We start from the raw sequence: 24,743 nt of genomic DNA on the forward strand, positions 1-24,743 counted from the left end.
TTGCTAAATCAAGGCGAATTAATTATTAAATGGCATCGCAAAGTCAAAAACAAAGGTAATGCTGTTATAGCAAGTTAAATGTGGAACAGCTTATCTGCTCAAAAATTAGAAGGTTTAGGAGAAGCGTTATTAGATTTTTCTAATATAACTGATTTAGAAGCATGGTTAAATCAGCAGGAAAGCGATTAACTTTTTTGTGAAAAATAACTTTTGATAACCAACCGCCCAGATGCAGAGAACGCAGAGAGAATAAAGAGAGTTGTACCTTCAATTGTGTATTGATTATCGCTAAATTCCCCTGCACAAAATATTCGCCAGCAACGATGCGGACAATAGGTGCAAGCGATCGCCCAATTATGATATCTACAGAACTAACCAGGGTTAAAAATAGGGCGTGGAGATATCTCCCTGTGAGAAACTATAGTGAAACGGGCGATTGAGGTAGCAAATTCAATCCTAAACTATGAGGCATACTTTCTCTTTTTGGTTGTAGACTGAGAGCTTCTTGACTCCACCGTAAACTCTGGAATTTCCTGGAGTTCAGCATCACTCAAACTATACTGTTCACAAACTAAACTTAAGCGATTTCCTGGGGTTTTCACAGCCTTAACCGAATGGGTTAAATCACCTTGAAAATAAAGTAAAGTATTGATTTGGGGCTTAATTTGCCCAAGTTGGCGTTTGTGCGATCGCAATACCAGTTCTCCCCCTTCCATATCTACTGGTACTCGCACATAAAGGACACTGACAACCGCAGGCGGTTCAATGGTTTTGGAGTAGGAACGTAAGGAGCGATCAATATGCGGATCGACACGCGAGCCTTCCTTTAGCTGTAAAGGATTGAGGTAAAAAGCATTACAATTTGGCTGGAGAGCCAAATCGAGGTAAGGCTTGAAGTACGGAAACTGCTGTTCTACTTTTGCTAATCCAGAACGTTGAAATACTACGGAGAATCCTTTAGTGGCGACAAAATCGCGGTTGAGGTTGTTGATAGCAAAGTAAGGACAAGCTTGGATTTCTCCCCACAAGTTGTTTAGGTAATCGTTGGGGAAGGCGTTGGTTTGTTGTTGATAGTGTTTCACAATGGATGTGGGGATGTGGGGAGCGTACAGAACTAATACCGTTTCACTTTAATAATGATACAAATACGTTGCTAGGGGCATAGAGATTGGGTACATCCTGGGGTTGCAGTGCTAAACCTGTAGGTGGGGGAAAAGAAACCCAAAGCGATCGCAGTAACACTAATGCTAACGCCAGCAAAAACATTATAGCTTTCACAGATGAGGCATGAATTGACTGAGCATTAAGCATCAAAAAGACAATACCTGCCAACAGAGCCAACGTTACAGCTAGAACCAAAAATATATATGCATAGCCCAAAGTAGCCAAAAAAGCAACGTGCAATTTATAAAGATGCGGTTGTTTATTAGCAAAAGCTTCTAACTTCTGAATTAGCGTATCAAAACGCTCTTGATTGAAAGTCATAGATATGTATTAGCGTCATCAACCTGTAATGTAATTGACACAATATATTTATGGGTTGCGTAAAAACTCGTAAGTCAATAGTCATTATTGAGAAGATGCGTCTTCTTTGGTAATGAGTGATTAAATTATTCGACCTGTCCCCTGATGCCAGAACCATGAGATAAAAAAATTCGATGCCTTAATTAAGTGCATATCAAGCTTCCATATAATAGTTGAAGAAGTGCAACAAAATGAAACATCAAATCAAATCCCTCTTCCCACAACCTTACTTTGGCTTGAGAAACAAGATAAATTGGGTCTAGTTGGCATCTGCGCGGTAGAATTCAATATTTTCACGAACGGAGAACACAAAATCTATGACCAGACTAGAAACCCGCACTGAACCAATGCTGCTAAACATGGGGCCACAACACCCCTCAATGCACGGGGTTCTGCGGCTAATTGTCACCCTGGATGGCGAGGATGTGGTTGACTGTGAACCGGTTATCGGCTACCTGCACCGGGGAATGGAAAAAATCGCCGAGAACCGGACTAATGTTATGTACGTCCCCTACGTCAGTCGCTGGGACTACGCTGCGGGAATGTTCAACGAAGCCGTCACTGTCAACGCCCCAGAAAAGCTTGCAGGTGTCGCTATTCCTAAACGCGCTAGCTACATCCGCGTTATCATGCTGGAGTTGAACCGCATCGCTAACCATTTATTGTGGTTTGGTCCTTTCCTCGCTGACGTGGGCGCTCAAACTCCCTTCTTCTACCAGTTCCGGGAACGGGAGATGATTTATGATTTGTGGGAAGCCGCTACAGGTTATCGGATGGTGAATAACAATTACTTCCGCGTTGGTGGAGTAGCAGCCGATTTGCCCTATGGTTGGGTAGATAAGTGTCTGGAATTCTGCGACTATTTCATACCCAAAGTTGATGAGTACGAACGCTTAGTAACCGATAACCCCATCTTCCGGCGACGTATTGAGGGTATTGGTACTATCACCCGTGAAGAAGCAATTAACTGGGGACTTTCTGGCCCAATGTTACGCGCATCTGGCGTGAAATGGGATTTGCGGAAAGTTGACCATTACGAATGCTATGACGATTTCGACTGGGATGTGCAGTGGGAAACTGCCGGTGATTGCTTTGCCCGTTACGTGGTGCGGATGCGGGAAATGCGCGAATCTGTGAAGATTCTTCGCCAAGCAATTAAAGGACTTCCTGGCGGCCCTTACGAAAATCTGGAAGCTAAACGTTTAGCCGCAGGTAAAAAATCAGAGTGGGACGCATTTGATTATCAATTCATCGGCAAAAAAGTTTCCCCTACATTCAAGATTCCCAAGGGTGAAATCTACTCTCGTGTAGAAAGTGGCAAAGGTGAATTGGGAATTTATTTGGTTGGCGATGATAATGTCTTCCCCTTAAGGTGGAAGATTCGCGCGGCGGATTTCAACAACCTTCAAATTCTCCCACATTTACTGCGCGGGATGAAGGTTGCAGATGTTGTGGTCATCCTGGGCAGTATTGACATAATCATGGGGTCTGTGGATAGGTAGATAATATCTATCCAAGTACTTTTTAGAGCAGTTGCACTGTCATACAACTGCTCTATTTTTTTAGCATTGGGTAAAACTGCTGATTTTATCACAATACGTTTGGGTTAAGGCTTTTTCCTTCCTAACCCTTCTTTTGAAGCTTGTTATTAGCAACATCTTTATAAATCTTCCGCTTCGTTGCCATCCAGCCTGGGAATAAATTCCCAGGCTAATAGCTAAAATCCTCTCAAGAGGACTAAATACAAGATTTTAAGCGATGTAGAATTTCAGTCCACGCTTAGTGGAGTTGAGCTATTAGCCCCGAACTTTAGTTCTGGGCGGGATTGCTTGTCTGTGCGACACTTTAACTGTTACAAAAATGTGGGTAAGAAGACGCCAGTAGGGACGCACAGCTAGCTGTGCGTCCCTACTGGCGTATCTGATTCAAATGAGAAACGCTATAACATAGGTACGAAATATTTAAAAATGTTCTCTTTTTAAGAGTTTTAAATAATGCCCCGGATTTTTGACAACATTGATTTACAACTGCTACCGATTTTGCGAGAAACTCTCAAAGTCTCTTATCGGGCAGATTTTTGCGTTGGCTACTTTAACCTTAGAGGTTGGCGAAAAATTGATGATTTGATTGAACAGTATGTTGGTAGTGAAAAGGCTTGTTGCCGTTTGCTAATCGGGATGTAAAGCTTACCCAGTGATGAAGTTCATGCGGCATTTACTCTTAGTAGTGGTGATAGAGGGATTGATAATAGTGCCATTGTGCGGTTGAAAAAACGCATGGCGGCGGAATTTCGCCAGCAGTTGACTATCGGTGCGCCGACTAATCAGGATGAAGCGGGGTTGCGGCGGTTAAGTCATCAGCTAAAAAGTCAGAAACTAATTATTAAACTGTTTCTGCGTCATGCTCTCCATGCTAAATTATATCTTGTGCATCGCAATGATGCCAATACTCCAACTGTGGGATTCTTGGGTAGTAGTAATTTAACTCTGCCAGGATTGGCGAAACAAGGGGAGTTAAATGTTGATATTTTAGACCATGATGCTTGCAATAAACTGCAAAAGTGGTTTAGCGATCGCTGGGAAGATTACGGTTGTGTAGATATATCTCAAGAATTGGCAGAGATTATTGATCGGAGTTGGGCTAGGCAAGAGTCAATCTCACCTTACTACATCTACCTGAAGATAGCTTATCACTTATCCCATGAAGCGATCGCAGGACTTTCAGAATTTCGTATCCCCCGCGAATTTAACAATTTATTTGAGTTCCAAAAAGCCGCCGTCCAGCTAGCAGCGCGTCATGTAACTAGGCGTGGTGGCGTGTTGGTGGGCGATGTGGTTGGTTTGGGTAAAACTTTAGTTGGAACCGCCCTTGCGAAGATATTACAAGAAGATTGTTATTTAGAAACATTGATTCTTTGCCCGAAAAACTTAGTACCAATGTGGCAAGAATATGTAAATAACTATCGGCTACTTGCCGAAGTTATGTCAATTAGTCAAGTACAATATAAGCTGCCAAAACTCCGCCGCTACCGAGTTGTGTTGATTGATGAAAGTCACAACTTACGCAACCGCGAAGGTAAACGTTATCGAGCCATTACCGAATATATTGCTGCTAACGAAAGCAAATGTATTTTATTATCTGCTACTCCTTACAATAAAAGTTATCTTGACCTTTCAGCCCAACTGCGGCTATTTGTTCCAGAAGACGAAGATTTGGGGTTAAGACCAGAAGCTTTAATTAATCAACTTGGTGGCAGTTCTATCGGCGAATTAGAGTTTATTAGAAAGCATCAATGTTCTGTGCGTTCTTTAGCTGCCTTTGAGAAAAGTGAACATCCTGATGACTGGCGAGAATTGATGAAGCGCTACATGGTGCGACGAACGCGCTCGTTTATTAAAGATAATTATGCCCACACAGATGAAACAGGGCGGAAATATTTAGAATTTGCTGATGGCAGGCATTCTTATTTTCCCCAGCGCATACCTCGGAGTCTCAAGTTTCCTTTACAAGCTTCTAACACTGACTCTTATTCTCATCTTTACTCGGAGTTAGTAGTAGGAGTCATTAATCAACTTAATTTACCTCGTTATGGGCTAGGAAATTATGTTGTTGCTAAACTAAAACAGCCGCCTACAGACACCGAACAACGTTTGATTAATAGTTTGTTTCGTGGCGGTAGGAGATTAATGGGTTTTTCTCGCACTAATTTGTTTAAACGTTTAGAAAGTAGTGGTGTTATTTTTATCCAATCAATTGAACGCCACATTTTACGGAACTTCATTTATTTATATGCTTTAGACCAGGGGCTTGATATTCCCATTGGAACTCAGGATGCTGAGTTATTAGATACAAGTAATAATGATGAAGATGCTGATTCTGTGGCAGAAATTTCATCATCAGATGAGTTGCGGGTTTTAATCGCCACTGATGTTTTGAGTGAAGGTCATAATTTGCAAGACTGTGCAATTATCGTCAATTGGGATTTACCTTGGGCGATTATTCGTTTAATTCAACGTGCCGGAAGAGTAGACCGCATTGGACAAAATGCTGACCAAATTCTTTGTTATTCTTTTTTACCAGCCGAGGGAGTAGAACGGATTATTAATTTGCGGGGACGACTCCGCAAACGACTGCAAGAAAATGCGGAAGTGGTGGGAACTGATGAAGCTTTTTTTGAAGATGATGATGCACGGGTAATTCTCGACCTCTACAACGAGAAATCTGGAGTTTTAGATGGTGAAGAAGATACAGAAGTTGATTTGACATCTGAAGCATTTCAAATCTGGAAAAAAGCCACTGATGGTAATCCGGGTTTGAAAAAAACGATTGAGGAAATGGAAAATGTAGTTTATTCTACTCGCGCCCATACTCCGCAACCTATGCAACCGGAGGGGGTATTGCTTTATATGAAAACCACTGAGGGGAATGATTCTTTGATTTATGTTGACCGTGATGGAAATAGCGTTACTCAATCACAATTAGCGGTTCTGCGGGTGGCGGCGTGTGAAGAATCTACCCCAGCGATATCCAAAGATAAACAGCATCACGAGTTAGTGCAAAAGGGTGCTGAATTGATTGCTGAAGAAGAGAAAAATGCCGGCGGTCAATTGGGGCGACCATCAGGGGCAAGGTTTCGCAGTTATGAACGACTTAAGGGTTATGTTCAAGATATGAAAGGAACAGTATTTGTTAGTGATGAACTTTTAAAAGCAATTGATGAAATTTACCGTTATCCTTTGCGACAGTCAGCTATTGATACTCTAAATCGTCAACTGAGAAGCGGCATTAATAATCAGCAGTTAGCTGAGTTAGTGGTGTCGCTACGGATAGATGACCGTTTGTGTATTGTGACTGAAGAAATGGATAAACGAGAACCTGAGATTATTTGTTCTTTGGGATTATTTCAAGGTTCGTAAGAGGATATTTTAAAAGTATTGGGCGAATAGAATTCGCTACTACTTTATCTCATTTATCTCGTTCCCATGCTCTGCATGGGAATGGCTTATTGGAGGCTCCGCCTCCAGTCAGACATTGAGCCAGAGACTCAATGAATGCATTCCCAGTCAGAGACTGGGAACGAGTCAAGGTTCGTAATTTGTCGTTAAGGCAATAGAAGCCATAAATCACCATCTCTACAATAATTAGCCTTTTGAAAAGACGCGATAAATCGCGTCTTTTGAGAAATATTTTACGTTGTTTGATTTGCTTCCAACCAATTAAGTAAATCCTCAATGGCTGTAAAATCCAATAAAGCCTCGCCAAGTGCTTCTAATTGCTCTAGGGAAAGAGTTTGAATGCGCTCCCGAAACTCTTGTGGTAACTCTCCTACCCGTTTTTGTAGTTGCCGTAACACGAGTGTTTGTCCTTGTTCTTGTTTTCCGCGCTCGTAACCAATGCGCTCGCCTGTGGTAATGTAGCTCATAGTCTGCTCCTGCTCAAATTGCTTAAACTCTTGCCAAAATTCTGCTTCCAAGGCTTTTGGTAAAATCATAACCCAATCAATAAATCGATAAAGATTACGAATATCTTTTTCTTGCAATCCTAATTCATACAATCGGCGAATCAAGCTAAATTTCCAAGCTTTACGTTCTCCTGGCTTTTTAGTTGTTTGCTGTGTCTTCAAATGCGCCATTACTACAGTTGCAAATGGGTTGTCGCTGGCTTCTAATTCTGTCCAACGATTTTGATAATCCAGCAGCTTGACAGTTCCAAATTCAAAGTTAAGTTTGGTATTGGGATAATTATAACTATATTGATTGGGTCGCCATTTCGGGTCTGTATCGCACAAAATTGCTAAACTTATGGCAGGTTTCCCAAATCTGTCAAAAATTCGCAGGTTGTAGGAAAACATTCTTTCTGCAAAGATGTCTTCTGATTTTGCTTGGATTTCTACATGGATTAATAGCCAAATTTCTTGTCCTTGGATTTGCCAGACTTTAACTAATTTATCTGCATATTTCCTACCAAGTTCTGCTGTGCGGGTTATTTGTTGAAATTCCTTATCGAGAAATTCGTGTGGACGTTCCCAATTAATTAGTTCTGCTGTTTGGGGAAAGAAAAATTGCATTGCTTGGGGAAAGTAAGCTTCTAAAATTTCTTTCCACGGGCTATCATTATCTACTCTTTCCAGTTCGTCGGTCATCAGTCTCAGATATAGTAGGTTGGGTGGAGCGGAGCGCAACCCAACATATATCAGGATGTTGGGTTACGCAAAGCCTCCACCCAACCTACAATTTTTTTACTGATTTTACTTGCGTAAAATACTCAAATGAGAAAGCAAAAGCTTCTTTTGAGTAAGTAAAAGCTTGTTTTGCTTGCGGAATATACCAAAATGAGTAAGCAAAAGCTTGTTTTGAATGAGCAAAAGCTTGTTTTGAATAAGCAAAAGCTTGTTTTGCTTGCGAAAAACACCAAAATGAGCAAGCAAAAACTTGTTTTGAGTAAGCAAAAGCTTGTTTTGCTTGTGGAAAACACTAAAATGAGCAAGCAAAAGCTTCTTTTGAATAAGCAAAAGCTTGTTTTGTGAAAGAATTTAAGTATTTTGAGAAAGTAATTAGGTAACGGATATTAACTTGTACAAACTTTTTTTAGAGCAATGTTTTAACTTATTAAAAACTGGTAGTGAATGCGGCATTGTTATTCCTAGTAGCTTTTATAATGACTTAGGAGCTAAACAATTACGTGAAATGTTGTTTAGTCAAAGTAAAATGACTGGGCTATTCTGCTTTGAAAACCGCAAAACAATTTTTGAAGGAGTTCATCGTAGTTTTAAATTTGTTGTTCTTACTTTTGAAAAAGGCGGTAACACTAAAAAATTTCCTGCTGCTTTTATGCGTCATGATGTTCTGGAATTACAAAGATTTCCAAATAGCGACAGTATATCAATAAGTCTTGAGCTTATACGCCGCCTATCACCTGATTCACTTTCAGTAGTGGAGTTTAAAAATGAAATAGACTTCCATATTTCTGAAAAAATGACAAAGTTCCCATTGTTGGGTGAAAAAATTGAGGATAAGTGGAATCTTTCTTTAAAGCGTGAATTCCACATGACTGATGATAAGAATTTATTTAAGTCATATTCAAAGAGTAGATTACCATTGTATGAAGGTAAAATGATTCATCAGTTCACTCATTTATATGCTAAACCTAAGTATTGGGTGGATGAACAAGAAGGAAGGAAAGCTTTATTAAAAAGGAATGAAAGCGATATTAGTCAATTATTAGACTATCAATGTTATCGGTTTTCATACCGTGCAATAGGAAGGAGTACGGATGCTAGAACTTTGATTGGAACAGTCCTACCCTCAAATGTTTTTTCTGGTAATTCTCTTAATATTGCATCACCAACTCAAGACAATAAATCTACAGTATTTATCAGTGCTGTGCTGAATAGCTTTTGTGTCGATTTTGCATTACGTCAACAGGTATCTGCAAACATTAATATGTTTTATATTTACCAACTACCAGTCCCACGTTTAACAAAAAACGATCGCTACTTCAATGATATTGTACAACGCGCTGCCAAACTCATCTGCACGACACCAGAATTTGACGAACTCGCGCAAGAAGTCGGTCTAGTTTCCCATCAACAAGGCGTTACCGATGAAACTGAACGCGCTAAGTTACGTGCTGAACTCGATGGGATGGTAGCACACCTTTACGGGTTAACTGAAGATGAATTTAGCTACATCCTCACTACTTTTCCGATTGTGAGTGCAACGGTTAAAGAAGCAGCTTTGTCAGCTTATCGTAACTTTGCGCCAATGTTTGGAGTCTCAGAAATATTAGCATCTATCTAATAGCGGAAGAAAACCTCACCCTGGTTATGCTACGCAAAACCTGTCCCTCTCCTTAGTAAGGAGAGGGATGTTTGTTAGGACGGGGTGAGGTTCAGTACTGCGTAGGTTTTGCCTCAACCCAACCTACGAATATTCTTAACCGAACAGTATTAGGGGCAATTCATGATATTACTGTATGAAAGAATCTCAACATATAGCAGTCTGCTTTGATTTTTGTTCGCGCAGCGTGGCGTAGCCATAATTATTTGCGTAGACAGGGAGTGGGGAGTAGGGAGTGGAGAAGAAGCCTTTTCGGGGTGTACTGATTTTTTTCAAAAATCAAATACGAGTCCTATAGTCCGATAACTACCATCAATGCTTGTCCAACGAGAAAGACCAAAATCCTCGATTAATGGAGATACCCATGAAAGAATTAATGAAACAGCCTTCATCTTGGCTACCAAATGGAATAAAACTTAATCTTTCTGATCAGTTTCGTCCTTTTTCTTTTACTGAAGAATTACAAATTCGTTTAGAGGAACTATTAGAAAAAAATAAAGAAAACTTACTCAATCCAGATGAACAAGCAGAATTAGCCGGTTTATTGGAATTAGAAAAAATCTTCAGTTTTATCAACGCTAAACTTGCTTCTTAATTGTGGTTATTAACAATTTTATTCGCTTAAACGTCCGTAAAAAGGCAAAATACTTGTGTGAATATTGTCACTCTCCAGAACGCTCAAATGCAACACCCTTTACCATTGATCACATTATTCCTCAATCTTTAGGAGGATCAGACGATCTCAATAATTTGGCTTTAGCTTGCCATCGTTGTAATCAAAGACGGTATAATTTTACAACCGGGATTGATCCAGAAACACAAACAGAAGTTGCATTATTTAATCCAAGAAATCAAAATTGGTCAGAGCATTGTATCTGGACAAAAAATGGGTTACAGATCATTGGAAGAACTCCTATAGGTCGTGCAACTTGCAGTCGTTTTGATTTTAATGATCAAGACCACGATGATGGGTTTATTCTAAATTCTCGTCAACTTTGGTTAACAGCAGGTTGGCATCCACCTACTGGTGATCTATGTCAATAATAAAGGAGAGGGATGTTTATTAGGACAAGGCAAGGTTTTAACGCCATAGTACTATGTTCCGTTAAAATGGAATTGCTGCTATGGATACAAGAATGTATTTAAATAAGGTCTAATAAATTAGTATATAAATTCAGCAGTATTTACTTAGTCGTAATTTAGAACCGTGCAAATTCATTCTCACTCAGATTTTAACCAGAACCGCGATCGCCACGAACAGGGTTTGCAACAATTGCTCGATCGCCTTGTTAGAACAATGCAGCGCGATGAGTTAGTCCGGGAAACAACGAATCAACTCCGAGAATCGCTTCAGGTTAATCGGGTGGTGTTGTATTATTTTTATGGACGGTGGCAAGGACAGGTAACTTTTGAATCTTTGAGTTCTAAAGAATTCTCAATACTTGGTTCCACTGGCCCAGATGATTGTTTTAATGATGAGTATGCTGCTTTATACTTGGCAGGACGGGCAAGAGCGATCGCGGATATTCAATTAGAGCCAATCGAGTCTTGTCACCGAGATTTTCTCAGCAATATGCAGGTTCGCGCTAACTTAGTTGTACCAATTTTGATTCCTAGAGGATTATGGGGATTGCTAGCAGCACATCACTGCCAAAGTCCTCATGATTGGTCGCCATCAGATATAGAAATGATGCAAATAGGGGCGCAAACTCTCGCAACAGCCCCTTACATATTAGAAAGCTAACCTGCTGTGTATTGAACTCGCATACAGCATAGAGTTTACAGCAATTTTCAGCTAAGTAGACCACGCGGTAGGGGCACAGCAATGCTGTGCCCCTACAATATATGTAGTTTAATTAAATGAAAGCTGCTGTAAGTAACTATTGTGCTTGTCTAATAAATAAGGAGAAAGAATTATGAAATTTGGTTACACGGTCATCTGGGTAGAGGATGTAGTTAAGACGGTTGAGTTTTATGAAAAAGCTTTTGGTTTGGTTCGTCGCACTCTCGAAGAACGGGGGCATTTTATCTGGGCGGAAATTGAAACCGGAAATACCACACTAGCTTTTTCCTCTAGTAGCGAAGCACAAAAGTTATTTCCTAGCGGCTTCCATGCTAACGAGGCTACACAACCACCAGCATTAATCCAGATATCATTTATCACTCCTGATGTTGGCAGCGCTTATATGAAAGCAATAGGAGCAGGCGCAAAAGCATTAGATGCCCCTAAAACTCAGCCTTGGGGACAAACAATTGCTCGTGTCCGCGATCATAATGGTGTGCTGGTGTCGTTGGTGAGTGGCTAGGTAGCAAATTGCTTTTTAGCAAATGTCTTGAGCTAGAGGACTGCTTCTAGATTTGGCTTCGGGACTCACAAATAAAAAAATACTCAACTACTTCTTGTGGGGCGGGCATCTTGCCCGCCCATAGCCAAAGGCGGGCAAGATGCCCACCCTACAAGATTGAATAATTTATTTGTTGGAAATCCCTTATCCTGAAGATAGGAAAACAGCACAGCCCAAATATTAAAATGCTACTTATTCCTACTGTTGCGCCGATTCCACTTGTAACTGATGCAAATGGCGTTGTTCGCATCAACAAAACTCGCGTCACTTTAGATACAGTCGTTACAGCTTTCCTTGAAGGGGCTACAGCAGAAGAGATTAAGGAACAGTACCCATCGCTTCATCTTTCTGATGTCTATTTCGTAATCGGTTATTACTTGCAACACCAAGCCGAAGTTAATGCCTACCTTCTAGAGCGTCAAAGACTTGCCACAGAGGTGCAACAGGAAGCTGAAAAGCGTTTTAACCCAATGGGAGTGCGCGATCGGCTATTAGCAAGACGCAACCCGCAAGGGTAAATTACTATGCTGCGTTTCTTGGCTGACGAAAACTTGAACAATCAGATTGTCCGTGGTGTTCTGCGTCGTAACAGTAATATTGATCTTGTCCGTGTTCAGGATGTTGGATTGACTGAAGTAGACGATGCAACTGTATTGGAATGGGCAGCGCAGAACGGGCGTGTGCTGCTAACTCATGATGTAGCAAAGATGACAAATTTTGCATACGAACGATTGCAAGGCAACCATCTTTTCCGCTTGAAAGAATTAAAAATAATTTTAAAGGTGATCCGGCAAAAAACCTCTCGTTTGATAATGACTTAATTGAAGTGTTATTAACAACACAAATGGATTTAGTAAACCGTTAGGGAAATTATGAATTTTGTTTTGCATCATTCATAATTCATTTATTTTCTCTACTCCCCAATTTCAAATTTTATGGATTCAAATCCAGCATTGTGTACAGCGATCGCAAATCACATTACCACCACTCCTCAACAACGAATTACTTTTGCCCAATTCATGGACATGGTATTATACCATCCTGAATACGGCTACTATTCCAGCGATGCAGTTAAAATTGGCTTTCAAGGTGGTGATTTTTTCACTTCTCCAAACCTCTGTGCTGACTTTGGTGAATTACTAGCAGAACAATTTTTGCAAATGTGGGAGATTTTAGGAAAACCTGTACCCTTTTCTCTGGTAGAAATGGGAGCAGGTCAAGGATTGCTGGCATTGCATATCCTCAAATATCATCAGCTACGCTACCCAGATTTTTTTACGGCGCTGGAGTACATCATTGTTGAAAAGTCTCCAACTTTAAGACAAGAACAACAGCAACGCTTGCAAGATTTCCCTGTACGTTGGTGCAATCTAGAGGATATACCACCGAATGCGATCGCAGGCTGCTTTTTTTCTAATGAGTTAGTAGATGCATTTCCCGTACATCAATTCATTCTAGAAACGGGAAAACTCCGAGAAATTTATGTAACCACAGATCAGAATGAGAAAGAAACCAATGCCCCATGCCCATCATTTGTAGAAGTCACAGGGGAACTTTCAACGCCCCAACTGGCTGAATATTTGGATTTAGTGCAAATCAAGTTTGCCCAAAATGCATATCCAGATGGTTATCGCAGTGAAATTAATTTAGCGGCTCTAGACTGGTTGAGTATAGTAGCAGACCGCTTGCAGCGCGGCTATGTGTTAACAATTGATTATGGCTACCCCGCAAGTCGTTACTATAATCCCAGGCGATCGCAAGGAACGCTACAGTGTTATTATCATCACCGTTTCCATGACAACCCCTATATCAATATTGGAAGCCAAGATATCACAGCCCATGTTGACTTTACAGCTTTAGAACGCTGGGGCGAGAAGTGCAATTTAAAGAATGTTGGTTTTATCCAGCAGGGATTATTTTTGATGGCGTTGGGGTTAGGCGATCGCATTGCAGCCCTTTCTGAGCAACAGCAATCCCTCTCGCAGTTACTAAAGCGGCGGGATGCACTACACCAACTTATAGATCCCACAGGACTGGGCGGCTTTGGAGTCCTAATTCAGAGCAAAGGTTTGGACAAGACAGAAGTTTCTCAACCACTAAAAGGATTGACTCTGCCAGAGTAAAGGTAAATTTTAAAAGTTAAAATAGCATACAGTGATTACTGTAAAGTTCAACAGACTACAAAAGTAATAATTATGACTACTCATGACCTGCTAATGCTAGTAACCTTACTTACTCCAGGTATTTTACTTTCAGTGATAATTATGGCCACTTTTGCTGCTGGTGGTTGATTGCCAAGAGTCAGGGAGTAGAGAAACTTAAATGACAAATCCAAAATCCAAAATCTAAAATCCAAAATTGTTTGACGCTGTACCAAAGGAACGTAAAAAATGAAGGTGGCATTTCTGGGAACTGGACTGATGGGACTACCAATGGCTCAAAGGTTATTAGCCGCAGATATACAGCTAGTTGCCTACAATCGCACCCCAGAAAAATTAGCACCACTAGAAGCAGCCGGGGCTGAAATTGTCACACATCCGCGCCACGCCATTCGTGCTGCTGAGTGCGTCATCCTCATGCTTACTAATGCCTCGGCTATTTATAATGTGTTGCTTTCGGATACGGCTTGGCAAACTCTGGAAGGACGCACGATCATCCAAATGGGAACAATTACTCCCACAGAAAGCCAGGAAATTAGAGATGCAGTTGTTGCAGGTGGTGGTGAGTATTTAGAAGCACCCGTATTAGGGAGTATCCCGGAAGCAAAGGCTGGCAAGTTGAGTGTTATGGTAGGTGCCGAACCAGAACAATATGAACGCCACTTCAAGTTACTCCAAAATTTTGGGACAGAACCTTTACTTATCGGGCCAGTGGGATCTGCGGCGGCGCTCAAATTGGCACTAAATCAACTAATAGCTTCCCTAGCAACTAGTTTTGCTCTCAGTCTAGCTTTTATCCAGCGTCAGGGTGTCGATGTGGATGTATTTATGCAAATATTGCGCGAGAGTTCATTCTACGCACCTACCTTTGACAAAAAGCTACAACGGATGTTGGATGGCAATTATGCTGATCCCAATTTCCCCACAAAACACTTGCTTAAGGATACAGAATTGTTTATTTCGGAAGCGAAATCCCAGAATTTGGATCTCAGCAGTATTAAAGGTGTGCGGCAAATCTTGCAAACAGCCGTGAAAATGTCATTTGCTGATGATGATTACTCATCACTATTTTCTGTAATTAAAGAATGGGGAGAAGCGATCGGGGAATAAATAGACTACGCGGTAGGGGCACAGCATTGCTGTGCCCCTACAAGATGTGTGGTTCAATTAAATGAAAACTGCTGTATATTATTGCCCATTAGTAGTAGTTGATGGAGGAAATGGTAGAGATTCCGGCTGAGGCTGAGGCTGAGGTTGCGGTTGAGGATTGAGAAATTGCTCCCAAGCCTTAATTTGCTCTTGCGCCGGACTGTAAGCAGCACTATTGCGTGGAATAGATTTGGCAATGTCAATCCCTCTGGCAATATCAGACTGACCTTGAGAGCGTGCTATTTCTAACAATTGCTGACTCCACTGGTCAATAGCCTGATTCGCATCCATACGTAAGATGCTATTGTTTGAAACCCGATCTGCCAGCCGTATTGCTTCAACCAAGGCTTCTGGCGTACCAGCCGCCCCCACTTCCTGGGCTTTTTTCCAGTTTTCTCTAGTGCGGATTTGACCTTCCCAGTCATTTATCGCAGCTTGTGCGTCTTGTGAAAGCGCCCTTCCCGACGAGGCAATTTGTTGAGCTGCGCTAATGGCGGCGGTGAGATTTCCACTCTGAGCCAGTTCTTGGGCTTGATCCAAGTAGGGCTGGTCTTGAATTCGCTGAATCTTTCCGATCCAAGTCCGAACTTTTTTCTGTGCTTCTGGATATAATGCACGACCTCTACGGATTTCGCTGGCCTGAGCGATCGCAGCTTGCAAGGAGTTAATATCCTCAAATACCGCGATCTGGTCGGCGCGATCTAAGTAAGGTTGGTCTTCAATTGTCTCCACTTGGGCACGCCAGCGACCCATCTCTTGTCTAGCCTCTGTGCCTCTGGGGTTACTAGCAGGGATGATCTGCACTTGGGCGATCGCTGCTGTTAAATTAGGGACTGTTCCCTGACTAGCTAATATTCTCGCTTTTTCTAGATTCGCAACATCTTCAATTTCCAACTGCCAACGAGCAATCAGTTGCTGTGCTTCGTTATACACTGGTCTGGAAGGATCAATTTGTTGTGCTTGGGCGATCGCAGCCTCCAAACCAGAAACATTACCGATCCAAGCACTCTTTTTCGCGTCAGCTATGGCGATAAAGTCATCTGTTTCGGCTTGTAGTTTTGCACTTTCCGGTATTTGTCTGGCAATATTCAGCGCCTCATCCGCATCCCGCTTATCTAGTTTTGACTGTGCCAATTCCAGCATTTGGCGTCCAAATACGGGAATCGCTGCCTGAGCTTTTTCGTAAATGTAACTTTCCTGCCCTATGGACTCAGCTAGATTAATTGCTTCTAGTAAATTATCGACTACTTTACTACTTGCTAAGTTTTCAGCTTTTCCTAACTTATCGCCATCTTCCCGCGCTGAGGCAATTAGACGATTCAATTGGTCGTATTTAGTACTTGCCCAGTATTGATTGTCTACGCGCAGCATTTTAGCGGATAACATGAACGCCGATTGCCAGTTTCGTTCCTTTACTTCGGCGATCGCACCGTTGTATGTCGCTTCTGCCTTTGACCAAATCGACTGCCATTTGCCAATTTGCTCATCGACTAATTTATAAGCCGCCACGTCTTGGGGTATTTTCTCAGCAGTAGCGATCGCTTCCTCTAAATTCCCTGTTTGGAAACTTTGATCAGCTAACTTCAAAATATCCCGTGACCATTCTTCGATGAAACGATCAATTTCTCCATGCAACGGGTGATTTTGTGGTAGTTGCTTCACCAGAGCGATCGCTTGCAATAAATCGTTCACTGTCTCTTTAGAAGCCGCCAACTGAGCGCAGTGTAGCCGCACAGAGGCACTAGCTAGAGGCCAGAAAATCGATGGACAGTTAGGGGCAGTTGGCAACTTCAGCAGCATTGCCATTGCCAATAATCCGACACTGCCGGGAATTAACATTAACAGTACTGACCACAATACCCAGCTTTTCATCCAGCGTGGCCATTTCCCAGAACTTTTACTGAGTTGGGTAGTTTCTTCTGAATGACTATTTATAGATAATCCTTCCGTATCGTTTTTTTTTCGCCGCTTCACTGACTTGGAGGTAGAACCAGTAGCTGGGACATCAAATGGTTGAGTTTCACCGAATTGTTCTGTTCGGGATAATCTTTTGTTTTGATCTGGCTTTTTTCCACTGGCTGAAGACCAACTGTCTGGAATATCCCGCTCTGTCATCTCTCACACCAAAATAATTGAATAGCGCTCTGTTTTAGCTTGATAATTCCATTCTTGCCATAGTAACTTTCTCGTAATTAAAAAGCTACTTTTTTGATTATCTCTCTCTACAGAATACCATTAACAATCTCAAAAATCAGTGCTATTTTATACTTTATCCTGAAACAGTAGATTCAGCTTGCAAATCGGCAATTAGTTGAGCTAACTGATCGCTACTTGCCTGGTAGACGTTGCCGCAAAACTCGCAAGTTGCTTCAGCCCCATCATCTTTAATAATCATATCTTGCAGTTCGGCTTCTCCCAAAATCTTCAGTGCCCCCAAAACGCGATCAAAAGAACAACCACAGTGGAAGCGCAGCATTTGCCGTTCGGGAAAGATTGCCAGCCCCATATCTCCCAACAAGTCGCTAAAGATTTCAGTCAAATTTTTCCCAGCTTGCAACAATGGCGTAAATCCTGCTAGACCAGCAACCCGTGATTCCAAAGTTTCTACTAGGGCTTCGTCTCTGGCAGCTTTGGGTAATATTTGCACCAGTAATCCTCCCGCCGCAGTTACTCCACCTGCTCCCACGAACACACCTAAAACTAAAGCTGAAGGTGTTTGTTCGGAATTCACCAGATAATGAGCCACATCATCCCCAATTTCGCCAGATACTAGTTCAACCGTACTAGAGTAGGGATAACCATAACCGATATCGCGCACAACATAGAGGTAGCCGCCACCAACTGCACCACCAACGTCTAGCTTACCTTTGGCATTGGGAGCCAATTCTACAGATGGATTCCCGACATACCCGCGTACCGTACCATCTAAGCCAGCGTCTACCAATATGCCACCCAAAGGCCCATCGCCCTTGACTCGGACATTAACCCTCGACCCAGTTCGCTTCATACTAGAAGCCATTAACAAGCCTGCTGCCATAGTCCGACCTAGTGCTGCTGTTGCCACATAGGAAAGCTTATGCCGTCTCCGTGCTTCTTCTGTTAAACGTGTGGTGATCACACCTACGGCACGAATTCCACCTTCGGCTGCTGTTGCACGAATTAACTGATCCGCCATGAATAACCTTACATTTCTTAACAAGTTCACTTTTTCTATTCTAAGTTCTCTGCTGCCAGAAAAGTAACGTAGTGGGGTGTTACGCAAATAAACGGCTGTCATTGGTCATTAGTGATTATTTATTTGCAAAGTCCAAAGGACTAATAACTAATGACAAAAACTATTTGCAATATTAGAAATAGCGATCGCTCACCTTTAGGTAATCCTATAAAAATGCTAGGTAATTTTCAACAAAGCCAACTGCGGATCGAAATCGAAGCATCAACAGATGCAATTCGTGACAGTCTGCTGCATCCGGTGAAACTAGAAAAATGGCTCTTAGGGCAACGCTTTGCGCCAGGAATGCCAGAAGAACTGCTTCCAGGATTCCAGTTTACTACCTGGACTGGGCCAGTCTCGATTCATCATCAAGTAGACGTTGTAAAATCCAACTGTCTCCGCTTAGTACTCAGCGGAGGTATTGACGGCTTCCACGAATGGTACTGGGGAGAAGGTTGGGTACAATCTCGCTTGGAAGGAGTTTCAATTTTGCCCTTGAATTTGGGTCAAACCCTGAGTTTGTTGAGCTTGCGTCAGTTTTTGGCAACTCAAGGACGTTGATTCGATTCATGTAAAGGGATTGGGGATTGAGGATTGGGCACTTGTACTGAGCGTTGTCGAAGTATTGGTTATTCTTTGCGTCCCCAGTCCCCAGTTTATGAACTAGAAATAATACCTACAAGAATTTTTACCAGCACAGATAAATCTTCTGGAACTTGATAGCGTTTTTGGTCTTGAGTCACCTGACGATTAGCACGATGGTAAACCCCAAAACGCCAGTCTTCACCAGTCGTAACTGCACCATATAGAAGTTCTGTAAGATTGAAAAGTGTCATCAGCTGGCGAAGAAAATAAATATCTATTCTAATTGATGCCTGCAATTTTTTGAGAAATAAAAACTTATTTGTAATTAAATTTGTATAAATACTAACTATGTAATATCTTTAGTGAAGAGGAAGAGGTGTAATATAGCGTTTCCTAATTACATGAGGCACATCATAGTCCCCTCCTCGCTTGCCTACGGTGTACACACAAGACTTGTGTGTACACCGTAGGTATGTATTGGGGAGGGAACTAGATTCCTGTTTCTCCCCAATAAATGGGGGGATTAAGGGGGGTAATTTGACTTGTGTGTACACCGTAGCCTCGCTTGCGGGGAGGGGGTTGGGGGTGGGGTTCTTGTATCTCACTCAACCGAGAACCGCTATATAGTTGCTAACCCATCCCTTGAAATCCGTTATGTCTCTAGAAAAGAGTTAATGCAGGGTTGGTCAGATAAACCTGCGTAGCGCATTCTAATAGAAATATCAAATTTTTATAATTTTCCTCTAAACTTTTACGCTTTCTTCATTTATTTGCAAAAAATTTGTATAATCTACCTAATAAAGCTTTTTTCAAATTAATAAATAATTAACCACAATTAAACTTTTTATATTAGAAAAAATTATACGCTTTGAGTTTTTGTTGTATTAAATAATTACAAAAAAACATTTTTTACATAAAAATACTTATTCAAAAATGCAGAATCCCAGTTTTGAGTTTGAGAAATTTATTTAAGTACAAATTAGTATAAAAAATATTGTTTGATTTGCTTGACTATATCTTTAATTCTGGTATTTTTCGTTACTTTATCAGTATTAACACGTAATGAGCTTCATTTATACGTTTTTTGACAAACAAAATTAAGCTTTGAGATCGCCATATTTATATCAATATATATTGACACCTGCGATTTTTTGGCAAATAAAACTTATTTTTAATTAAATTTGTATAAATGCTAACTATGTAATATCTTTGCTGAAGAGGAAGAGGTGTAATATATTTTTCTTTATTAAAAAAATAATTGCTTGACCTATTTAGCAAGAGCCGTATAATACTTCTAACGGCACAAACAAGTTACTAAATATACTCTTTTACGTTTATATCTATTGCTTTGAAGTGACGTAACTTTAATCACCACAATCAAACGATAACTAAGATTATGGAAAGCACATTGTTCACTACATTAACCGCCAACGAAGAAGCAAATTTCTCTGGTGGGAATAAAAGCTCCAAGAAGGCAACTGCTAAAGTCTCTTTAATTAAGTCTTTAATTAAGTTAATATTTCAACTTGCTGGCGGATCTAGCAGCGCTGGCATCATAAATATCGGCTCTGGCAATGTTGTTGTTAATGACAGCAATATTAATGTTGGAAATGGCGCAATTGTTACATCGCCCTCTTAACTATTCTGTTAGGGGAATAGGCAAAGTTATGAGGTTTAGTAGAAGGAAAAGAATAAACGTAAAGACACGATTAACCGCGTCTTTACTGGGATAAAGCCTCTTAAATAAACCACCCTGTTAGAGCAGGTTAATTTACTTTTGCGTCTGTCTTAATAGCTAATCTACTTAACTCTGACAAGCTATTAGCTATTTGTTTGATGGCAATTATCTTAGCATACGTTTATTGTTACCCACATACTTTTCTTCAACAAACTTAACAAAGTCTATCAACGGTTGCTAGTAGGCAACTGTTGATAAACTTAAGTGGTGCTTTTCCCTAAAGATACTGCTCACCTTGAGTAGGGAAGTAAGCGTTGCTATTTGATAAATCAACCAGATTCATCACAATCTAGTAATTTGTGAACGATAACGAAACTCTTTTTACAGAACTGCTTTGAAATTATTTTTAATGGCTCTCCTAGACTAGTTATAGAAAATTAATACTTGATATCAGGTTAAGTCCTTACATGGTAGGGGATTCAAGAATCAAAAAGCATATTTTTATTAAATCTTTGATTCTATTTTAGCGAAACCTAGTTATATCAGGTATTTTAGGGTTTTTTTAGTATTAATTTATCAAACGAAGTCTAGGAGAGCCTTTTTAATTATCGGCTGTTAACACTTGTTCAACTGTTAATTCTAACTCTGGAAAAATTTGAGATTGAATGCATTGAGTACCAATAAACTCTACTGGTTCGTATAATTCTTCAATCAATGTGAAAACAGTCACTTTGTTTGTTAATGGATCGACAATCCAATACTCTGGAATATTTAAAACGTTATACTCAACTCGCTTGGCTCGATAATCTACAATCTTTGTTGACTCACTGACGACTTCCACCACTAATAAAGGGGGTGGTTCGTTGAGTTCAATAACTGCCTCTCGGTTTCTCAACTCTCGCCACTGAGGTAATGGAATCACAACTACATCTGGAATCCTCGATGTATCCCATCTCCCAGCACGGGGGGAACGAACACCGATAACCATTTGTTTAGAAGTCCAATCCAACTTTAGCCGGAGAATTTCTGCTCGGAAACAAACATTGAGAAATTCTGTTACCGCGCCATGTTGCCCACTTCCTAGACTCATGGGAATTAGTTCTCCATTGACCAATTCGTAGCGGGTATCAGTGCCATCATCATATTTCAGGTATTCCTCAAAGGTTAATTTTGGGGTGGTTATAGTCATTGCTTCCCGTTGCAAATTTTTACCTTGGTTTTATGACTAACACTGAACAATTAGCCTCTTCTACAACTTGACTGCTAACAGAACCCTGGACAATTCGCTTCATCCCCATCAACCCACGACTGCCAATTATAATCAAGTCAGTTTTGTAAATATTGGCAAGGCGAATAATCTCTTCGGCAGGATCACCAGTTACCATCTCTAACTCACTTGTGACTGATAACTTTTCCTGATAGGATTGCAGCTGTTTTTCAATATGAAAATAAGAAAATGTTGGGGACTCTGGCTGAGGACGATCAGCAGGTAGTTCCATCTCTGACTTTGGCGTGGGAAACACATGACAGAGAATAACTTTGGCATCTTTTGACAACGCAAAATCATCTAAAGTCTCAATTACTCGTTCTGCAATTTCCGAACCGTCCAGAGCTACCAAAATATTCATTAGCACCGCTCTCGTCTCCTCAAGAGTAGACCCCTTACATAAGTATGTAGCAAAATTCGTTGGCAGCTACACTAAATTAATTGCGTAGCGTCTCCGAACAGGAGAAGATACTGTGATCGGCAATGCCTCAGTTGTAGACGCCCGCCAGAAGGCTTCCCTTAGAGTAGCAAAAGTCACCCATTAGTGTAGCTTACCGTAGGTATCGCTCTCCAAACTTTTAGTTTGAACCTATCGAGTGACTTTTGCCAACAGTATACATAGTAAAAAATTAAGCATTCCAAATCACTCTTCTTGCTGAATTCGGCGTCGTACTGAATCAGCATGGGAAGGTAAGCCCTCTGCTGTTGCTAGCACATCAATGGCACTAGCCACATTTTGCAGTGCGGTTTGGGAGTATTGAATAATACTCGAATGTTTGAGGAAAGTTTCAACTCCTAATGGCGAAGCATAGCGGGCAGCACCAGAAGTTGGCAAGGTATGGTTAGGGCCTGCCAAATAGTCTCCTACAGCTTCTGGTGTGGAGTAACCCAAAAATATTGCCCCAGCATGGCGAATCTGTGGTAATAGTGCCCAAGGGTCTTTGATTTCTAATTCCAGATGTTCGGGGGCAAATTCATTTGAAAATTCCGCTGCTGCTTGGAGAGATTCCACAACGACAATCAAGCCGTAGTGAGCGATCGCTTTTTCTGTGTCTATTCGCCGTGGGTGATCCACTAGCTGTCTTTCCAAGGCTACTTGCACGTTTTTCGCCAAAGCAGCATCCGTCGTCAGCAAAATTGCTGCCGCCATTGGATCGTGTTCGGCTTGGGCTAGCAAGTCAGCAGCTACATGCACCGGATTTGCGGTTTCATCGGCAATCACCAGCACTTCGCTGGGGCCTGCCAAAGAATCAATGCCGACGGTGCCATAGACAAGTTTTTTCGCTAGGGTGACATAAATGTTACCAGGACCAGTAATCACATTCACTTTTGGAATCGTTTCTGTCCCATAGGCTAAAGCAGCGATCGCTTGTGCGCCCCCAATGCGATAAATTTCTTGTACTCCTGCTTCTTGGGCAGCTACCAAGACTGCTGGATTAATTGCACCCCCTAAACCTGGTGGTGTCACCATTACCACATGGGGTACAGCAGCAACATGAGCCGGAATTGCATTCATCAGCACTGTGCTGGGATAGGCGGCGCGACCACCAGGGACATACAACCCCGCTCGGTCTACGGGGGTGTAGCGTTTGCCCAGTACTATTTCATCCTCGCCAAAGTGTACCCAGCTTTTCGGGACTCGCTGACGATGAAACGCTTCAATTTGGCGGCAAGCTACCCGAATTGCGCCCAACAACTCCTTTGACACCTGTTGATAGGCTGCATCTAGTTCCGAGCCTGTTACTCGGAGTTCTTCTGCTTTCAGGGTTTGTTTGTCAAATTCGGCTGTGTAATGCAATACAGCTTTGTCGCCTTGGCGCTTCACTGCTTGCAAAACTTCCCGCACCGTTGCTTCTTTGTGAAGCACCTGTTCGTCATGGGTGCGATCGCAGATCCGTTGTAGTTCTGCTCTGACGTCTGCCTGCTGAGTAATGATTCGCAGCATGGAGTAAAGACAATGCCAAAATTATAATATTCACACCTGAGATTTAGTATTGCTCTTGACCAACTGGGGTGTGGAAGCTGACTCTAATTCTCTTCTCTAGCTTAACCTGGATTTTTTTGATACTCTCAAGGCTGCCACCACATTGTTTGCTTGAGAAGGCGACTTAATTGCTCAGTCCGACAAGCCTCGGCAGGCTAGCGGTAGGAAGTGGGCGTGCCATTTCCCACTACCCCTTATACCCTGACCCTCACTCCTTGCTATAGTGCAAGTAGTGTATTTGCACATCTAGTCCCCCGGATTTACAGGGGGTAGGGTCTGAGTATAATTTTTACTTATCTTCCTAACTTCTTAGCAGCTAACATTTGTACAGACACGATATATCGGTTCTATACCTTAAAACCCCTGAAATTTAGCTGTTTACAGTTCCTTGGCTTTGACAATACATCCGTTTTCGGGACAGATTATATTGGCAATCACATTGCTTAACCAGGTGGTGAGTTAGGGCTACTATTTTATTTCATATGTCTCATTTTAACGCATTTCCGAAATTGACGACACACCAAATTAAGGACTAGGGATTAAGGAGCCGGGACTAGGGACTAAATTCTTCCCCAATCTCCAGTACCCAATCCCCAATGAGAGAATTTTTTTTAGTAAATTATAACATTGGCAATTTGGATGCTATATTAGTAAGTCTAGTAGTGTGTGTACATATTAATAGTATTTTTGGAATTGACTGTGGCGAATACAAAGTCTGCTCTCAAGCGTGCCGGAATCGCAGAACGTAACCGACTGCGTAATAAAGCTTACAAATCAGCAGTCAAGACGCTGATGAAGAAATACGTGAATGCTGTAGCTGTCTATGCAGCTAATCCTACCCCAGAATTAAAACAAGAAGTAGAGGCTCGGTTATCTGAGGCTTACGGCAAAATCGATAAAGCGATCAAACGGGGTGTGCTTCACCCCAACAATGGGGCAAGGAAAAAGTCGAGATTGGCTCATAAACTAAAACCCCTAACTCAAACAGGTGACTAGTCAT

Annotated in this window: 26 protein-coding genes and 1 pseudogene; 17 read left to right on the plus strand and 10 right to left on the minus strand. The window is 41.5% G+C overall.

What is annotated here, in order from left to right; all coding sequences use genetic code 11:
• Positions 1 to 78: 78 nt before the first annotated feature.
• A complete protein-coding gene (locus V7L05_RS08235; protein ID WP_442937844.1) occupies positions 79 to 189 on the plus strand; it encodes a DUF4351 domain-containing protein in 111 nt (36 codons plus the stop codon).
• Between the two features lie 65 nt (positions 190 to 254).
• Here the strand turns inward: V7L05_RS08235 and V7L05_RS08240 are convergent.
• From V7L05_RS08240 to V7L05_RS08250, 3 genes and pseudogenes are all read right to left on the minus strand, one after another.
• A pseudogene (locus V7L05_RS08240) lies at positions 255 to 347 on the minus strand (CRISPR-associated protein Cas4); the annotation flags it as partial.
• Between the two features lie 114 nt (positions 348 to 461).
• Positions 462 to 1,082, minus strand: coding sequence for a 2OG-Fe(II) oxygenase (locus V7L05_RS08245; RefSeq protein ID WP_335163543.1), 621 nt, complete (start codon positions 1,080 to 1,082; stop codon positions 462 to 464).
• 43 nt (positions 1,083 to 1,125) lie between these two features.
• Entirely contained in the window at positions 1,126 to 1,485 is a 360-nt protein-coding gene (locus V7L05_RS08250) for a hypothetical protein (RefSeq protein ID WP_335163545.1), read from the minus strand.
• Between the two features lie 356 nt (positions 1,486 to 1,841).
• On the opposite strand from V7L05_RS08250, the gene V7L05_RS08255 reads away from it, so the two are divergent.
• From V7L05_RS08255 to V7L05_RS08265, 3 genes are all read left to right on the plus strand, one after another.
• Complete coding sequence (locus V7L05_RS08255) at positions 1,842 to 3,026, plus strand: NAD(P)H-quinone oxidoreductase subunit H (protein ID WP_335163547.1); 1,185 nt, start codon at positions 1,842 to 1,844, stop codon at positions 3,024 to 3,026.
• 492 nt (positions 3,027 to 3,518) lie between these two features.
• Entirely contained in the window at positions 3,519 to 3,707 is a 189-nt protein-coding gene (locus V7L05_RS08260; RefSeq protein ID WP_335163549.1) for a hypothetical protein, read from the plus strand.
• Positions 3,708 to 3,800: 93 nt separating this feature from the next.
• A complete protein-coding gene (locus V7L05_RS08265) occupies positions 3,801 to 6,440 on the plus strand; it encodes a helicase-related protein (RefSeq protein WP_335163551.1) in 2,640 nt (879 codons plus the stop codon).
• 272 nt (positions 6,441 to 6,712) lie between these two features.
• Here V7L05_RS08265 and V7L05_RS08270 read toward each other — a convergent pair whose 3' ends face one another.
• Positions 6,713 to 7,666, minus strand: coding sequence for a DUF4351 domain-containing protein (locus tag V7L05_RS08270; RefSeq protein ID WP_335163553.1), 954 nt, complete (start codon positions 7,664 to 7,666; stop codon positions 6,713 to 6,715).
• Positions 7,667 to 7,855: 189 nt separating this feature from the next.
• Here V7L05_RS08270 and V7L05_RS08275 point away from each other — a divergent pair, with 189 nt between their 5' ends.
• From V7L05_RS08275 to V7L05_RS08320, 10 genes are all read left to right on the plus strand, one after another.
• The gene (locus V7L05_RS08275; RefSeq protein ID WP_335163555.1) at positions 7,856 to 8,050 is read left to right on the plus strand and encodes a hypothetical protein; all 195 of its coding nucleotides are present in this window, start codon (positions 7,856 to 7,858) and stop codon (positions 8,048 to 8,050) included.
• Between the two features lie 46 nt (positions 8,051 to 8,096).
• Positions 8,097 to 9,323 carry an Eco57I restriction-modification methylase domain-containing protein gene (locus V7L05_RS08280; protein ID WP_335163557.1) on the plus strand — a complete coding sequence of 409 codons (1,227 nt, stop codon included), beginning with the start codon at positions 8,097 to 8,099 and terminating at the stop codon, positions 9,321 to 9,323.
• A gap of 403 nt (positions 9,324 to 9,726) precedes the next feature.
• Complete coding sequence (locus V7L05_RS08285; protein WP_104902270.1) at positions 9,727 to 9,957, plus strand: hypothetical protein; 231 nt, start codon at positions 9,727 to 9,729, stop codon at positions 9,955 to 9,957.
• Between the two features lie 2 nt (positions 9,958 to 9,959).
• A complete protein-coding gene (locus V7L05_RS08290; RefSeq protein WP_335163559.1) occupies positions 9,960 to 10,406 on the plus strand; it encodes an HNH endonuclease in 447 nt (148 codons plus the stop codon).
• Positions 10,407 to 10,569: 163 nt separating this feature from the next.
• Entirely contained in the window at positions 10,570 to 11,106 is a 537-nt protein-coding gene (locus V7L05_RS08295; protein WP_335163561.1) for a GAF domain-containing protein, read from the plus strand.
• Between the two features lie 172 nt (positions 11,107 to 11,278).
• Positions 11,279 to 11,668 carry a VOC family protein gene (locus V7L05_RS08300; RefSeq protein ID WP_335163563.1) on the plus strand — a complete coding sequence of 130 codons (390 nt, stop codon included), beginning with the start codon at positions 11,279 to 11,281 and terminating at the stop codon, positions 11,666 to 11,668.
• Positions 11,669 to 11,892: 224 nt separating this feature from the next.
• On the plus strand, positions 11,893 to 12,225 hold the full coding sequence (locus tag V7L05_RS08305) for a DUF433 domain-containing protein (protein WP_335163565.1): 333 nt from the start codon (positions 11,893 to 11,895) through the stop codon (positions 12,223 to 12,225).
• A gap of 6 nt (positions 12,226 to 12,231) precedes the next feature.
• Entirely contained in the window at positions 12,232 to 12,528 is a 297-nt protein-coding gene (locus V7L05_RS08310; protein WP_335163567.1) for a DUF5615 family PIN-like protein, read from the plus strand.
• Between the two features lie 114 nt (positions 12,529 to 12,642).
• A complete protein-coding gene (locus tag V7L05_RS08315) occupies positions 12,643 to 13,830 on the plus strand; it encodes a class I SAM-dependent methyltransferase (RefSeq protein ID WP_335163569.1) in 1,188 nt (395 codons plus the stop codon).
• Between the two features lie 267 nt (positions 13,831 to 14,097).
• Positions 14,098 to 14,976 carry an NAD(P)-dependent oxidoreductase gene (locus V7L05_RS08320; protein WP_335163571.1) on the plus strand — a complete coding sequence of 293 codons (879 nt, stop codon included), beginning with the start codon at positions 14,098 to 14,100 and terminating at the stop codon, positions 14,974 to 14,976.
• Positions 14,977 to 15,054: 78 nt separating this feature from the next.
• Here V7L05_RS08320 and V7L05_RS08325 read toward each other — a convergent pair whose 3' ends face one another.
• Together V7L05_RS08325 and hslO are read right to left on the minus strand one after the other, a co-directional pair.
• Complete coding sequence (locus V7L05_RS08325; protein ID WP_335163573.1) at positions 15,055 to 17,130, minus strand: chromosome segregation ATPase; 2,076 nt, start codon at positions 17,128 to 17,130, stop codon at positions 15,055 to 15,057.
• A 154-nt stretch (positions 17,131 to 17,284) separates the two neighbouring features.
• Complete coding sequence (hslO, locus tag V7L05_RS08330; protein ID WP_335163606.1) at positions 17,285 to 18,190, minus strand: Hsp33 family molecular chaperone HslO; 906 nt, start codon at positions 18,188 to 18,190, stop codon at positions 17,285 to 17,287.
• Positions 18,191 to 18,403: 213 nt separating this feature from the next.
• Here hslO and V7L05_RS08335 point away from each other — a divergent pair, with 213 nt between their 5' ends.
• Complete coding sequence (locus V7L05_RS08335) at positions 18,404 to 18,790, plus strand: hypothetical protein (protein WP_335163608.1); 387 nt, start codon at positions 18,404 to 18,406, stop codon at positions 18,788 to 18,790.
• 95 nt (positions 18,791 to 18,885) lie between these two features.
• On the opposite strand, the gene V7L05_RS08340 is transcribed toward V7L05_RS08335, so the two are convergent.
• Positions 18,886 to 19,065: a hypothetical protein gene (locus V7L05_RS08340; protein ID WP_335163575.1), complete on the minus strand. Its 180-nt coding sequence runs from the start codon at positions 19,063 to 19,065 to the stop codon at positions 18,886 to 18,888.
• Positions 19,066 to 20,210: 1,145 nt separating this feature from the next.
• Here V7L05_RS08340 and V7L05_RS08345 point away from each other — a divergent pair.
• On the plus strand, positions 20,211 to 20,453 hold the full coding sequence (locus V7L05_RS08345; RefSeq protein ID WP_335163576.1) for a hypothetical protein: 243 nt from the start codon (positions 20,211 to 20,213) through the stop codon (positions 20,451 to 20,453).
• A 640-nt stretch (positions 20,454 to 21,093) separates the two neighbouring features.
• Here the strand turns inward: V7L05_RS08345 and V7L05_RS08350 are convergent.
• The 3 genes from V7L05_RS08350 to hisD form a co-directional block, all read right to left on the minus strand.
• Complete coding sequence (locus V7L05_RS08350; protein WP_335163577.1) at positions 21,094 to 21,681, minus strand: Uma2 family endonuclease; 588 nt, start codon at positions 21,679 to 21,681, stop codon at positions 21,094 to 21,096.
• Positions 21,682 to 21,700: 19 nt separating this feature from the next.
• Complete coding sequence (locus V7L05_RS08355; protein WP_335163579.1) at positions 21,701 to 22,126, minus strand: universal stress protein; 426 nt, start codon at positions 22,124 to 22,126, stop codon at positions 21,701 to 21,703.
• Positions 22,127 to 22,402: 276 nt separating this feature from the next.
• Positions 22,403 to 23,704 carry a histidinol dehydrogenase gene (gene hisD / locus V7L05_RS08360; RefSeq protein ID WP_335163582.1) on the minus strand — a complete coding sequence of 434 codons (1,302 nt, stop codon included), beginning with the start codon at positions 23,702 to 23,704 and terminating at the stop codon, positions 22,403 to 22,405.
• Between the two features lie 738 nt (positions 23,705 to 24,442).
• On the opposite strand from hisD, the gene rpsT reads away from it, so the two are divergent.
• Positions 24,443 to 24,739 (plus strand): 30S ribosomal protein S20, encoded by a 297-nt coding sequence (gene rpsT, locus V7L05_RS08365; protein ID WP_335163584.1) that lies wholly within the window; start codon positions 24,443 to 24,445, stop codon positions 24,737 to 24,739.
• The last annotated feature ends 4 nt before the right edge of the window (positions 24,740 to 24,743 follow it).

Origin of the sequence: Nostoc sp. (assembly GCF_036917755.1) — a bacterium.
GTDB lineage: Bacteria > Cyanobacteriota > Cyanobacteriia > Cyanobacteriales > Nostocaceae > Nostoc.